The sequence below is a fragment of the Xanthomonas sp. AC360 genome (assembly GCF_979258225.1).
The window spans coordinates 4,092,582-4,105,082 of sequence record NZ_OZ409846.1 but is presented as its reverse complement, the minus strand read 5'-3'; the positions used below and the strand labels follow the sequence as shown (position 1 = coordinate 4,105,082).

General features: G+C 63.6%; 13 protein-coding genes. 9 read left to right on the top strand and 4 right to left on the bottom strand.

Translation table 11 applies throughout. The features are described 5' to 3' along the window. Nucleotides 1–101 precede the first annotated feature (101 nt). Together ACZZ0O_RS17560 and ppsA are read right to left on the bottom strand one after the other, a co-directional pair. Nucleotides 102–1,067, bottom strand: coding sequence for a mechanosensitive ion channel family protein (locus tag ACZZ0O_RS17560; protein WP_323517582.1), 966 nt, complete (start codon nucleotides 1,065–1,067; stop codon nucleotides 102–104). Beyond that, nucleotides 1,067–3,445 (bottom strand): phosphoenolpyruvate synthase, encoded by a 2,379-nt coding sequence (gene ppsA, locus ACZZ0O_RS17555; protein WP_055854067.1) that lies wholly within the window; start codon nucleotides 3,443–3,445, stop codon nucleotides 1,067–1,069. The genes ACZZ0O_RS17560 and ppsA overlap by 1 nt, the downstream gene beginning before the upstream one ends. A gap of 142 nt (nucleotides 3,446–3,587) precedes the next feature. Here ppsA and ppsR point away from each other — a divergent pair, with 142 nt between their 5' ends. The 3 genes from ppsR to ACZZ0O_RS17540 all read left to right on the top strand — a co-directional run bounded on the left by ppsR (nucleotide 3,588) and on the right by ACZZ0O_RS17540 (nucleotide 5,826). Further along, entirely contained in the window at nucleotides 3,588–4,409 is an 822-nt protein-coding gene (gene ppsR, locus ACZZ0O_RS17550) for a posphoenolpyruvate synthetase regulatory kinase/phosphorylase PpsR (protein WP_055854069.1), read from the top strand. Between the two features lie 201 nt (nucleotides 4,410–4,610). After that, on the top strand, nucleotides 4,611–5,120 hold the full coding sequence (locus ACZZ0O_RS17545) for a DUF1249 domain-containing protein (RefSeq protein ID WP_115513103.1): 510 nt from the start codon (nucleotides 4,611–4,613) through the stop codon (nucleotides 5,118–5,120). Between the two features lie 217 nt (nucleotides 5,121–5,337). Continuing rightward, entirely contained in the window at nucleotides 5,338–5,826 is a 489-nt protein-coding gene (locus ACZZ0O_RS17540) for an NUDIX hydrolase (protein ID WP_115513102.1), read from the top strand. 237 nt (nucleotides 5,827–6,063) lie between these two features. On the opposite strand, the gene ACZZ0O_RS17535 is transcribed toward ACZZ0O_RS17540, so the two are convergent. Then, the gene (locus tag ACZZ0O_RS17535; protein WP_463591400.1) at nucleotides 6,064–6,822 is read right to left on the bottom strand and encodes a 3-hydroxybutyrate dehydrogenase; all 759 of its coding nucleotides are present in this window, start codon (nucleotides 6,820–6,822) and stop codon (nucleotides 6,064–6,066) included. Nucleotides 6,823–6,905: 83 nt separating this feature from the next. Here ACZZ0O_RS17535 and ACZZ0O_RS17530 point away from each other — a divergent pair, with 83 nt between their 5' ends. The 5 genes from ACZZ0O_RS17530 (at nucleotide 6,906) to ACZZ0O_RS17510 (ending at nucleotide 10,677) form a co-directional block, all read left to right on the top strand. Further along, the gene (locus tag ACZZ0O_RS17530; RefSeq protein WP_463591399.1) at nucleotides 6,906–7,568 is read left to right on the top strand and encodes a CDP-alcohol phosphatidyltransferase family protein; all 663 of its coding nucleotides are present in this window, start codon (nucleotides 6,906–6,908) and stop codon (nucleotides 7,566–7,568) included. A gap of 55 nt (nucleotides 7,569–7,623) precedes the next feature. After that, nucleotides 7,624–8,835, top strand: a complete 1,212-nt coding sequence (phaE, locus tag ACZZ0O_RS17525; protein WP_463591398.1) for a class III poly(R)-hydroxyalkanoic acid synthase subunit PhaE — start codon at nucleotides 7,624–7,626, stop codon at nucleotides 8,833–8,835. Further along, on the top strand, nucleotides 8,832–9,908 hold the full coding sequence (locus ACZZ0O_RS17520) for a class III poly(R)-hydroxyalkanoic acid synthase subunit PhaC (protein WP_055854090.1): 1,077 nt from the start codon (nucleotides 8,832–8,834) through the stop codon (nucleotides 9,906–9,908). Before phaE ends, ACZZ0O_RS17520 begins: the two co-directional genes overlap by 4 nt. Nucleotides 9,909–10,018: 110 nt before the next feature. Next, nucleotides 10,019–10,216, top strand: coding sequence for a PspC domain-containing protein (locus ACZZ0O_RS17515; RefSeq protein WP_115559000.1), 198 nt, complete (start codon nucleotides 10,019–10,021; stop codon nucleotides 10,214–10,216). Then, the gene (locus tag ACZZ0O_RS17510; RefSeq protein ID WP_463591397.1) at nucleotides 10,213–10,677 is read left to right on the top strand and encodes a hypothetical protein; all 465 of its coding nucleotides are present in this window, start codon (nucleotides 10,213–10,215) and stop codon (nucleotides 10,675–10,677) included. Before ACZZ0O_RS17515 ends, ACZZ0O_RS17510 begins: the two co-directional genes overlap by 4 nt. A gap of 172 nt (nucleotides 10,678–10,849) precedes the next feature. Here the strand turns inward: ACZZ0O_RS17510 and ACZZ0O_RS17505 are convergent, their stop codons facing one another. Beyond that, complete coding sequence (locus ACZZ0O_RS17505) at nucleotides 10,850–12,061, bottom strand: NAD(P)/FAD-dependent oxidoreductase (RefSeq protein ID WP_463591396.1); 1,212 nt, start codon at nucleotides 12,059–12,061, stop codon at nucleotides 10,850–10,852. A gap of 190 nt (nucleotides 12,062–12,251) precedes the next feature. Here ACZZ0O_RS17505 and ACZZ0O_RS17500 point away from each other — a divergent pair, with 190 nt between their 5' ends. Beyond that, the gene (locus ACZZ0O_RS17500) at nucleotides 12,252–12,479 is read left to right on the top strand and encodes a hypothetical protein (RefSeq protein WP_055854106.1); all 228 of its coding nucleotides are present in this window, start codon (nucleotides 12,252–12,254) and stop codon (nucleotides 12,477–12,479) included. Nucleotides 12,480–12,501 lie beyond the last annotated feature (22 nt).

Genomic DNA, 12,501 nt, shown 5'->3' with positions numbered 1-12,501 from the left:
CAACCGGCCGCAATCGCAGTAAGATCGCAGCAGGCAGTGACAAACATAAAAGGCCGCATCTTTCGATGCGGCCTTTTGCTTTTTACAGATGACGCAGACGTTCAGCGCGCCAACGGCGGGCCCTTGGTCAGGTCGCCATCGTCGGCGATGCCCTTGCGCAACAGATCCGAGATCGGCTTGCCATCGGCATCGTGGTGATACACATGCAGGTCGCGCTGCGGGTACGGAATGTTGAGCCCGTTTTCCAGCAGCTGGTTGCGGATCTGCTCCAGCGTGCTGCTCTTGGCCGCGCCAAAGTTTCCATTGGCGGCGTAAGCAAACAGCATCAGATCCACCGTGCTCTCGCCCAGGTTGGTCACCTGCACGAACGGTGCGGGTGAATCCAGGACGTTCGGATTGTCCTTGGCGATCTGCAGCAACAACTGCTGCGCTTTTTTCAAATCATCCTGGTAACCCACGCCCACTGTCACTTCCAGGCGGCGGTTGGGCAGGGTGCTGTAGTTGATGATGGGCGCCGTGGTGATGGTGCTGTTGGGCAGGGTAATCATGCGTTCGTCGAACGCGCGCAGCCGGGTCTGAAAGATCCGGATCTCATCGACAATGCCTTCCTGGCCCGCGATCACCACATGGTCGCCATCGCGCATCGGCCGCAAGACGATCAGCATGACGCCGGCGGCGATGTTGGACAGCGAGTCCTTCAACGCCAGACCGACTGCAAGGCCGGCGGCACCGAGCACCGCAATCAACGAGGTCGGCGGTACGCCGATCTGGCTCAACGCGCTGACGAACACCAACACCAGCAGCAATGCATACATCACATTGCGCAGGAAGTTGGTCAACGTGATTTCGATACGTGCACGTGTCAATGCACGATGCAGCCACTGGCTGAGCTGCTTGGCCAACCACATGCCGACCACCACGATCAGCAGCGCCACCCCCCAGTTCAACGCGTATTGCGCCCACGGGATCTTTGCCCAGTTGAACGCCGGCTCTGCAGTTGCCGTCGCCGCCGGTTTGGCAGCAGCTGCTCCCGCAGCTGCCGCCATCACTGCACCCAACAGTCCCATCAGCTCTCGCTCTTGAGCTTGGCCAGACGCAGCCAGGTATCGACCACGGTGTCAGGATTCAACGACACCGACTCGATGCCTTCCTGCATCAACCATTCGGCCAGTTCCGGGTGATCCGACGGCCCCTGGCCGCAGATGCCCACGTACTTGCCCTTGGCGCGCGCCGACTTGATCGCCATCGACAGCAGCTTCTTGACCGCCGGGTTTCGCTCGTCGAATAGATGCGCCACGATCGACGAATCGCGGTCCAGGCCCAAGGTCAGCTGGGTCAGGTCGTTGGAGCCGATCGAGAAGCCGTCGAAGATCTCCAGGAATTCATCGGCCAGCAGCGCGTTGGACGGCAGCTCGCACATCATGATGATCTTCAGCCCGTTCTCGCCCTGCTTGAGTCCGTTCTGCTCAAGTACTTCGATCACCTTGCGGCCTTCTTCCAGCGTGCGCACGAACGGGATCATCACCCAGAGATTGTCCAGGCCCATCTCGTTGCGCACCTTCAACACCGCCTTGCACTCCAGCGAGAACGCCTTGGTGAAGGACGGGTCGACATACCGGCTGGCGCCGCGGAAGCCGATCATCGGGTTCTCTTCGTGCGGCTCGTAGCGTGAGCCGCCGATCAGGTTGGCGTACTCGTTGGACTTGAAGTCCGACAACCGCACGATCACCGTGTGCGGCGCCACCGAGGCGGTCAAGGTGGCGATGCCTTCGGCCAGACGGTTGATGTAGAAGCTCACCGGGTCGCCGTAGCCGGCAATCTTGGCGTCGATCTTCTTGCGGACGTCGGCGTCCTGCTTATCGTATTCCAGCAGCGCGTTCGGATGGATGCCGATGTGCGCGGCGATGATCATCTCCAGGCGCGCCAGGCCGATGCCGGCATTGGGCAGCTGGCCGAAGTCGAAGGCACGCTCCGGGTTGGCCACGTTCATCATGATCTTGAGCGGAGCCGGCGGCATGTTGCCCAGGTCGGTGGTGGTGCGCTCGAACGGCAACAGACCGTCGTAGATGAAGCCGGTATCGCCTTCGGCGCAGCTGACCGTCACTTCCTGACCGTCGCTGATCATGTCGGTGGCGTTGCCCGAGCCGACCACGGCCGGCACGCCGAGTTCGCGCGCGATGATCGCTGCGTGGCAGGTACGGCCGCCACGGTTGGTGACGATCGCCGATGCACGCTTCATCACCGGCTCCCAATCGGGGTCGGTCATGTCAGCGATCAACACGTCGCCCGCCTGCACGCGGTTCATGTCCTCCAGCGAGCGCACCACGCGCGCGACGCCGCTGCCGATCTTGGCACCAACCGCGCGGCCTTCGACCAGGATCTTGGCGCCCTTGGCGTCCAGCGAGAACCGCTCGATCTGGGTGGCATGGCTGCGCGACTTCACCGTTTCCGGGCGCGCCTGCACGATGAACAGCTTGCCGCTCACGCCGTCCTTCGCCCACTCGATATCCATCGGGCGGCCGTAATGCTTTTCGATCACCAGCGCCTGCTTGGAAAGCTCCTGCACATCTTCGTCGCTGATCGAGAAGGTGTTGCGCAGTTCCACCGGGGTGTCTTCGGTGCGCACGCGCTCGCCGGGCACATCCGAATACACCATGCGGATCGCCTTGCTGCCGAGCGAGCGACGCAGGATCGCCGGCTTGCCTGCCGTGAGCGTGGGCTTGTAGACGTAGAACTCGTCGGGATTGACCGCGCCCTGCACGACCATTTCGCCCAGGCCGAAGCTGGACGTGACGAACACCACATCGCGGAAGCCGGACTCGGTGTCCAGCGTGAACAACACGCCGGCCGCGCCGACGCCCGAGCGCACCATCAGCTGCACGCCCGCCGACAGGAACACGTCTTCGTGCTTGAAGCCATGGTGCACGCGGTACGCAATCGCGCGGTCGTTGTAGAGGCTGGCGAACACTTCCTTGACCTTGTGCACGACATCGTCGGCGCCGGTCACGTTGAGGAAGGTTTCTTGCTGGCCTGCGAAGGAGGCGTCCGGTAGGTCTTCCGCAGTCGCAGAAGAACGCACCGCCACGGCCACTTCGCCGCCGCCGTTTTCTGCGCACAGCTGTTCGTAGGCGGTGCGGATGTCGCGGTCCAGTTCCGGCTGCAGCGGGGCATCAATCACCCAGCCGCGAATTTCCTTGCCGGCCACAGTGAGCGCGGTAACGTCTTCGACGTCCAGCGTTGCGAGCTTGTCGAAAATCCGCTTGGACAAATCGTTGTGTGCGATGAAGTCCTTGAACGCTTCTGAAGTGGTCGCATATCCACCCGGAACCGAAACGCCCAACCCGGCCAAGTTGCCGATCATCTCGCCGAGCGAGGAATTTTTACCGCCTACGCGGGCCAGATCGGCCAGGCGTAGCTCATGCAACCACAGGATATTCTCGTTCAAGCGCGATGCTCCATAAGGCCATCGCCCGAGCGGGCTGAATGGCCGCGACCGTAGGAAGAAGCCGCTATGATGCAGTGCACAGCGGAACCTGCACAAGCATGAACCCGTAAGTTTTGGACACTAGTTCAAAGAGGTGGTCTTGATGTCAACAATCCGGCCGGTGTTTTACGTCTCCGATGGAACCGGTATCACCGCTGAAACGATTGGGCATAGCCTGCTCACCCAGTTCAGCGGGTTCAACTTCGTCACCGACCGCATGTCGTTCATTGATGATGCAGAAAAAGCGCGCGATGCCGCGATGCGGGTGCGCGCCGCCGGCGAGCGTTACCAGGTGCGTCCGGTGGTGGTCAATTCATGCGTCGATCCACAGCTGAGCATGATCCTGGCCGAAAGCGGTGCCTTGATGCTGGATGTGTTCGCGCCCTTCATCGAGCCGCTGGAGCGCGAGCTCAATGCGCCGCGACACTCACGCGTGGGCCGCGCGCACGGCATGGTCGATTTCGAGACCTATCACCGCCGCATCAATGCGATGAACTTCGCGCTGAGTCACGACGACGGCATTGCGCTCAACTATGACGAGGCCGATGTGATCCTGGTGGCGGTATCGCGCGCGGGCAAGACGCCTACCTGCATCTACCTGGCCTTGCATTACGGCATCCGCGCCGCCAACTATCCGTTGACCGAAGAAGATCTGGAAAGCGAACGACTGCCGCCGCGGTTGCGCAACTACCGCAACAAGTTGTTCGGCCTGACCATCGACCCGGAACGGTTGCAGCAGATTCGTCAGGAGCGTCGCGCCAACTCGCGCTATAGCGCGGCAGAAACCTGCCGACGCGAAGTCGCAACCGCCGAGCGCATGTTCCAGTTGGAGCGCATTCCCACGCTGAGCACCACCAACACCTCGATCGAAGAAATCTCCAGCAAGGTGTTGTCGACCCTGGGACTGCAGCGCGAGATGTTTTGAGGCCGGGATTGGTAGGGCGGGATGCGGGATCGGGCAATCAAGCGGTGCGTCCACAATCCGGGGGCTGCCGCGACGCGGCTGACGGCATGCTGGCAGCCCAAGAAAAATCAAGCGGGCGGGGCAGGGCTCCGCCAAGGTAGGCCTGCCATTGGGCCCTCGTCAATGCTGCCCGTGCGGCAGCGCAGCGTGTAGGATCGGTGCATGGCCCAAGCATTGAGCAAACTCGAGATCATCCCCCGTCTGAGCCGGTTCGGTTGGCTGATGGGGTTGTACGCAGAAAACTTCCAGCATCTCACCCGGCTGTTCGCGCCGGCCGATCTGGCGCCTGGCTCGTATGTGTCGTCGATCGGCGATGGGCTGAACCTGCGGCTGGACGTGATCGAATGCCATCGCTACACCGTCGAACTGCGCCTGACCTACGACCTGTGCGACCCGGTGACCGGTGAGCCGGATCCGTCTGCGTATGTGCGTCTGTACCGCGATGCGCGCCAGGCCGAGACCACGCATTGCTATGTGGGCCGTCGCTGGCAGGACGTGATGGGGATGTTTCCGCCGCCGGCCGAGCTGATCAGTCATCGCATGCGCATGAACACCTTCCTGGGCAAGTGGCTGGAGTACCTGGCCGAACGCGGTCATGGAGTAGCCACGTTGCGGCTGGACACCGACTACGTTGCGCCGCCGCGGCCCAGCTCGCAGGTGGTTGTCGGTTAAGTGCAGTAAGCAGATGGCGTGTGCGCATCGTTAGCGAGCGCTACTGTTAGCCGGAAATGGCCAGTGACCGGCATACGGATGGAACTTGCCGATGGCTTGGCGCACCGTCCACCGGAGTCGTTCAAGGCACGATCGCATAGCGCCCAATCACCGCTCGCCACCACGCTAGACGCAGGTCATCGGTCATACTGATGCGCTTCGTTGCAGATCGCGCGCCATGCCCTATACCCCGATTGTCGCCACGCTTGGCTATCTGTTGTCGCCCGACGGCACGCAGGTGCTGATGATCCACCGCAATGCCCGTCCCGGCGATCAACATCTGGGCAAGTACAACGGGCTCGGTGGCAAGGTGGAGCCGGACGAAGACGTGCTGGCCTGCATGCGCCGCGAGATCCGCGAAGAAGCCGGCGTCGCGTGCGGCGACATGCAATTGCGCGGCACCATCAGCTGGCCCGGGTTCGGCAAGCAGGGCGAGGACTGGTTGGGCTTCGTGTTCCTGATCCGCAGCTTCGATGGCACACCGCACACCTCCAACCCCGAAGGCACGCTGGAATGGGTGCCTCTCGCGCAGATGGATCAGGTGCCGATGTGGGAGGGCGACCGCAACTTCCTGCCGCTGGTGTTCGATGGCGACCCGCGCCCCTTCCATGGGGTGATGCCGTATCGCGACGGGCGCATGCAATCGTGGAGCTATTCGCGGGTCTGATCGGCTGGCGTGCGGGTCGCGTCGCGCCGGCGCCGCGCTCCGGGCCGCTGGCATGCCAAGTTGCACTTATCCGGCTCACTCGTGCCGTCGGCCATCTCCGCAATCAGTCAAGCGAGATTGCCCGCACAGTTTTCCACATCCCCTGTGGATGGACGCTGCGCAAGTCTGTGGACAAGTCCGCAAGCCGCCTGCGGCGCAACGCGCTCGCGCCGGCTGGTCAAAATTTCGCCAGTGCGATTATTGGGCGGTCCAGCCACCATCGATGGCGATGGATTGCCCGGTGATGTTGCGTGCCGCATGCGACATCAGGAACGCCACCGTGCCAGCCAGCTCGTCGTACTCGATGAAGGCGCCCTTGGGCATCGGCTTGAGCATCACATCGCGAACCACCGCCTCTTCGGCAATGCCGCGCGTGCGCGCCTGGTCGGCGATCTGGCGCTCCACCAATGGCGTGCGCACATAGCTGGGGCACAGCGTGTTGACGGTGATGTCGCAGTCGGCAGTTTCCAGTGCGATCACCTTGGCCAGGCCGACCAGGCCATGTTTGGCGGCCACATACGCGCTCTTGTAGGGGCTGGCGACCAGCGAGTGGATGCTGCCAATATTGACGATGCGCCCGTAGCCTGTCGCGCGCATGCCCGGCAGCACGGCACGGCTGAGCCGCGCTGCGCCGGTCAGCATGACGTCGACCAGCAGCGCCCAGCGCTGCATCGGGAAATCTTCCAGCGCGGCGACCTGCTGCAGGCCGGCATTGTTCACCAGCACCTGCGGCGGCTGCGAGGCGCCGGCCAGCGCGTGCGCAATGCTGTCGTCGTCGGTGACATCCAGCACCAGCGCTTCGGCCGAGCCGCCAGCGTCGCGCACGCGCTGGGCCGTGTGCTGGGCGGCGGCCAGGTCCATGTCGCTGACCAGCAGATGGTGGCCGTCGCTTGCCAGATGGGTGGCGATGCCGGCGCCAATGCCGCTGCCCGCGCCGGTGATCAGAATGCTGCGCATCGGGTGTCCTTCACTGTGATGTGTGGCCGGGAGCGGCCACGCTGATCGCCAGCCTAGCGGAGGACGGGCAAACGGTCGCCTGCATGGCGCGCGCGCGTTACCCTTTGCCCCTCGCTCTGATCAGGTTTCGCATGAAACGCCATTTTTCGATGCTGCGCGATTTCCAACTTGCGGACTGGTTCACGCTGGCCAATGCTTTCTGCGGCACCGGGGCAGTATTCGCAGCGATGCGGTTCTTGCAGGAGGGTCACAGTGGGGACCTGTTGCTGGGTATGGCGCTGATCCCGTTGGCGTTCGTGTTCGATGCGCTGGACGGGCACGTCGCGCGGTGGCGTAAGGCGTCTTCCACCCTGGGCCGCGAGCTGGATTCGCTGGCCGACGTAATTTCGTTCGGCGTGGCGCCGGCGGCGTTGGGTTATGCCTGCGGCATGCGTGGCGGCTGGGATTGGCTGGTCCTGAGCTATTTCGTCTGCTGCGGCGTGAGCCGGCTGGCGCGGTACAACGTGACGGCCGAAGAGATCGCCGGCGAGGCCGACAAGGTGCCGTACTTCGAAGGCACCCCGATTCCGACCAGCCTGGTGCTGGTGATCCTGCTCGCGGTCGCCGCCAGCAGCGGCCATATCGGCGACACCCTGTGGTGGGGCCAGTGGCAGCTCGGGCCGTGGCAGTTCCACCCGCTGGTGCTGCTGTTTGCCGTCTCCGGCTCGCTGATGATCAGCAAGACGTTGCGGATCCCCAAGCCCTGAGCGGCACGCCTGGTTACACGCGGTAGGATGGCTCGGTGGATCGTCACAGGAGGGAATGATGGCAAGCAGCGGTTCGGACAACGGCAACGTCGAGGACAAGGCACGCCAGTATTGGGCGGCCTGGGGAGACGCCATGCGCCACGGCCAGTCTGGCTCCGCTGCGCAGCCACCGCCGGCGTCCGGCGGCGATGCCCCGCAGGACTGGAGAAAGGCAGTGGACTGGTGGTCGCAGCTGCTGCCCACCCAGGCCGCGCCGCAGGCGCAGGAAGCCATCGACCGCTTCCGCACCCAGGCTGGCGGCTGGTTCGGCACCATGCAGCAGGTAGCCGGGCAGTTCGCCGGCCGCGACACCTCCGCCAACGAAGTCTCCGATGCCTGGCGCCGCGCCGTGCAGGGGCAGGGCGAGCAACTGATGCAGTGGACGCTGGGCTCGCTGCGCGGCGGCAGCCCCGGCGGCTTCGACCCGTGGCTGCAGCAGGCGGCGCAGGCGCTGGGCAAATGGCGCGAAGAAAACGCGCCGTGGTTGGACATGCCGGCCTTCGGATTGAACCGCAATCATCAGGCGCGCCTGCAGAAACTGGCGCGCGCGCAACAGGACTATCAGGCGCAATCGCAGGCCTACGGCGAGCAACTCAAGGCAGCGATCGAGCAGGCCTTCACCCGTTTCACCACCAAGTTGAGTGAGCACGAAAGCAGCGGCAGCCAGCTGACCAGCGCGCGCGCCTTGTTCGATCTGTGGATCGAGGCGGCCGAAGAGTCCTATGCCGACGTGGCGTTGTCGGATCGGTTTCGCGACGTGTACGGCGGGTTCGCCAACGCGCACATGCGCTTGCGCGCGGCGTTGCAGGAGGAGGTCGAACAGCTCAGCGAACGTTTCGGGATGCCGACGCGTTCGGAGATGGATGCCGCGCATCGCCGTATCGCAGAACTGGAGCGCGCGGTGCGCCGGATGTTGCGCACCGCCGCCGGCACCAGCACCAGCACCAAGGCGGCTGGAAAGCCGGCCGAGGACGCCACCGCTGATCCGCAGGCGTCGTCTCCGCCCAAACGTGCAGCGCCGCCCAACGCCGCCGCTGCGCGCAAGCCGGCCGCGGCAACCGCTGCAGTAAAAAAGACCGCGGCCAAAAAATCTGCGCCCAAGAAGACCGCAGCTGCAACACCTGCGATGAAAAAGACCGCCACAGCGAAAGCCGCATCGAAACCGTCGTCCGGCAAGGCGTCCGGCAGTAAGCCGGTCGCACGCACCCCACGTGGAGCCAAGGCATGAAAGGGCCGTTGGGATTCAGTGCCGAAGACCTGATGCAGGAAACCCTGTCGCTGCAACGCAAGCTGCGCGAAGGCCTGAAACTGCTGCCCGGTGTGGAAGACGTTGACTATGGCGTCACCGAACGCGAAGAAATCTGGCGCGACGGCAAGGTGGTGCTGTATCGCTTTGTCGGCGAGCAGGCGCCGGTGGCCAAGACGCCGCTGCTGATCGTGTATGCGTTGGTCAATCGTCCGTACATGGTGGACCTGCAGGCCGACCGTTCGCTGGTCAAGGGCCTGTTGAGTCACGGCCAGGATGTCTACGTGCTGGACTGGGGCTACCCGGACCGCTCCGAGCGCTATCTCACGCTCGAAGACTATCTGCTGCGCTACATCGATGGCGCGGTGGATCACCTGCGTGCGCAATCGGGGCTGGAGGCGGTGGACGTGCTCGGCATCTGCCAGGGCGGCACCTTTTCGTTGTGCTACGCCGCGCTGCAACGGCACAAGGTGCGCAACCTGATCACCATGGTCACGCCGGTGGATTTCCACACCCCCGACAACATGCTGTCCAACTGGGCGCGCATGGTCGATGTGGATCTGTTCGTGGACACCATGGGCAACGTGCCTGCGGATCTGATGAACGCCAGTTACCTGATGCTCAAGCCGTTCCGGCTTAATTTGCAGAAGTACGTTGGCTTGCTGGACATCCTCGACGACAAGCAGGCGCTGGAAGACTTCTTGCGCATGGAAAAGTGGATCTTCGATTCGCCGGATCTGGCGGGCGAGGCGTTCCGCGAGTTCGTGACCTTGTTCTACCAACGCAATGGGCTGGTCACCGGCCAGGTGAGCATCGGCGGGCAGGCGGTGGATCTGCAGGACGTCGATATGCCGGTGCTCAATATCTATGCCGAACACGATCATCTGGTGCCACCGGATGCCTCGCGCGCCTTGCGTGGGCTGGTGGGCAGCAAGGATTACAGCGAGCTGAGTTTTCGCGGCGGACATATCGGGATCTACGTGTCCGGACGTGCCCAGCGCGAGGTGCCGGTGGCGATCCATCGCTGGCTGCAGGAGCGCGACCGCATCGCATGATGCGCCGCATGCAACCGCGCAGGCCTGCGTGCTATGGCACACCGCCGTCCCTCACGGCCCGCTGCTGCCCGGCTTTTTAGACTGCTTGCTACGTTTGAAGGAGCGTTCTCATGGCCACCACTGCACTGTCCCGTTCTCTCAATGACCGCATGATTGCCGGTGTTGTCGGCGGGATTGCGCGCCGCCTCGGATGGAGCTCCACCCTGCTGCGCGTTCTGTTCGTGATCGTCTCGATCGCCTCGGCCGCGTTTCCCGGCATCCTGGTCTATCTGATCCTGTGGCTGCTGATCCCCACGCAGGCCGATTGAGCCCGTCGCGGCGCGCGCCATCGGCAGTGTTGGTGCTTGGCGCCTTGTGGACGCTGCCCAATACCGCGCTTGGCCTGTTGATCGGTGCCATTGGCAGTTGTTTTGGCGCGCGCCCGCGCTGGTCCGGTCATGAGCTCGCGTTTGTCTTTCATGCCTGGCCCTGGGGGCCGGGCGGGGCGATGACCTTGGGGAATGTGATCCTGCTCAAAGGCGCATCGCTGGATCTGCAATGCAGCACCTATGCACACGCGGCCGGCCGTTGCGAGCATCCGCCGGTGCGTCTGGGCGATCACGAGCGCGCACATGTGTATCAATACATGTTGCTCGGGCCGCTGTTCCTGCCGGTGTATCTGATGTGCGGCGGCATCCATGTGCGCAACCCGCTGGAGCGGGCGGCCGATGCGTATGCGATGCATGGCCATGGCTGGTGGCCGTGGTGGCCATCGGCTCGGAGCGGCTAGCAACGTTCCTGCGCTTACTGCGGGCTGACGCATCCGGTGCTCGGTGTACGCGTACACCCCGTTTGTGATGGCGCAGTCCACGCCTGCCTGAAGACCGCTCGCCATGTTTTGTCAGCCGCGCTTAGTGGCAGCAGCGCCTGCTCGGCGGCTGCATCGTGAGACGCAATCGCCCTCAATCCAGTCGCGAGAACCCGAACAGGTCCGACAGCGGGTGCGGCTTACCGTCCAATTGCGCACGCAGCAGCCCGGCACCGATCGCGCTGTAGGTGATGCCGTTGCCGCCGTACGCCATTGCAAACAAGACGCGCGGGCCTTGTTCGGCATGCGCGCCGAAGAACGGCAGGCCGTCGGCGGTTTCGGCAAACGTGCCGCCCCACGAAAACACCGGGCGCAGATGTACGTCCGGCATGGTCTTGCCGATCTTCTTCAGCAGCGTCTTCAATTTGCTTTCCACGCGCGCATCGCGGCGCGCCGGGATATCCACGTTGTCGTCCTCACCGCCGGCCACCACACGGCCATCGGGTGTGCTGCGTAGGTACAGATACGGGCGTGCGGTCTCCCACATCATGGTGTGCTTGAGCGCACCGATCTCGCTGTCGTGCAGCGGGTCGGTCACGAATGCATAGCTGCTGCGATTACGCGCTACGCGCTGCGACAGCCAATGCTGGTTGCCATAGCCTGCGGCCATGATCACGTGCCTGGCGCGCACGACGACGCCTTCGTGAGTACGTAATTCCACGTGTTGATCGTGCGGGACAATGGTCGCGATCGTGGTGCGATCGAAGATGCGTCCGCCGTACTGCTCGCATTCGGCAAATAGGCGATAGCACAGCCGATACGGGTCGACGCTGGCGGCCAGGCGGCTGAGGATGGCGCCGTCGGAGCGCACGCCGTAGTCATGCCAGAGCGACTCGCGGTCGACCCATTCCACCGGTAGCTGATGGGTCTGGCGTGCGTCGAGCTCGCGCCGCAGGTCTTTCAGATCGCGCGCACGGCTGGCGTAGTAGAGGCTGTCCTGGCGGCTGAAGTCGCAGCCACCCAGGCTGTCGCACAGGTCCTGCAGGTCGACGATGGCCTGCGCACAAGCGCCGTAAGCGAGCGCGGCTGCCGGCATGCCGTGTTGTTTGGCCAGATCGATCATTGGCGTATCGATTTCGTATTGCAGCAGTGCAGTGCTGGCGGAGGTACTGCCCCAGCCGATCTCGCGTTGTTCGACCACCACCACCTCATGGCCATTGCGCAGCAATTCGTGCGCGATCAGCGCGGCAGTCACGCCGCCGCCCACGATGACGACCTCGGCCTGGGTGTCTTGCTCCAGGCGTGGATAGGCGCGCATCAATCCATTACGGATCGACCAGAACGGGTAGCCACTTTTGAGGTCCATGCGATGTCGTGAGAAAGCGGGTGGACCGAGATTGGACGACCAAGCAGGGTGAAGCACTCGTGAGGTGCGTCAGGTCTTGAGTCCGTCACCAAACCGCAAACAGCCGGCGTTAACGTGCGTGGAAAGCTCCTCACGACGCGCTCGTTATGCTCGCGCCTCCAACGCAACAACAGCAGCAAAAGGGTGTGGCATGTCGATTGTCCTGTACGTCGGTGGCAGCAAAGATGGCGACAAGGGTGTTGTGCCTTACGGGTTCAGCAAGTCGCGGGCAATGACTGACGCCGGCCCGGAGATCTATGTGGAACGCATGGTGCCGCTGAAGAACGTCGGCAAGATCCGTGTCATGGCCCTGGAATCCATGCACGAAAGCATTCTGGTCGAGCGCGCCGCCACCCATTACGCGCACCGCGCCAGCTGAGCGCGGCGGCATAGGTTTACGG

Coding starts and splice junctions, on each gene's coding strand:
- ACZZ0O_RS17545 (WP_115513103.1), top strand. CDS start 4,611: ATGGCCCAAGCATTGAGCAAACTCGAGATCATCCCCCGTCTGAGCCGG.
- ACZZ0O_RS17515 (WP_115559000.1), top strand. CDS start 10,019: ATGGCCACCACTGCACTGTCCCGTTCTCTCAATGACCGCATGATTGCC.
- ACZZ0O_RS17530 (WP_463591399.1), top strand. CDS start 6,906: ATGGCGCGCGCGCGTTACCCTTTGCCCCTCGCTCTGATCAGGTTTCGC.
- phaE (WP_463591398.1), top strand. CDS start 7,624: ATGATGGCAAGCAGCGGTTCGGACAACGGCAACGTCGAGGACAAGGCA.
- ACZZ0O_RS17560 (WP_323517582.1), bottom strand. CDS start 1,067: ATGGGACTGTTGGGTGCAGTGATGGCGGCAGCTGCGGGAGCAGCTGCT.
- ACZZ0O_RS17535 (WP_463591400.1), bottom strand. CDS start 6,822: ATGCGCAGCATTCTGATCACCGGCGCGGGCAGCGGCATTGGCGCCGGC.
- ACZZ0O_RS17505 (WP_463591396.1), bottom strand. CDS start 12,061: ATGGACCTCAAAAGTGGCTACCCGTTCTGGTCGATCCGTAATGGATTG.
- ppsR (WP_055854069.1), top strand. CDS start 3,588: ATGTCAACAATCCGGCCGGTGTTTTACGTCTCCGATGGAACCGGTATC.
- ACZZ0O_RS17540 (WP_115513102.1), top strand. CDS start 5,338: ATGCCCTATACCCCGATTGTCGCCACGCTTGGCTATCTGTTGTCGCCC.
- ACZZ0O_RS17500 (WP_055854106.1), top strand. CDS start 12,252: ATGTCGATTGTCCTGTACGTCGGTGGCAGCAAAGATGGCGACAAGGGT.
- ACZZ0O_RS17520 (WP_055854090.1), top strand. CDS start 8,832: ATGAAAGGGCCGTTGGGATTCAGTGCCGAAGACCTGATGCAGGAAACC.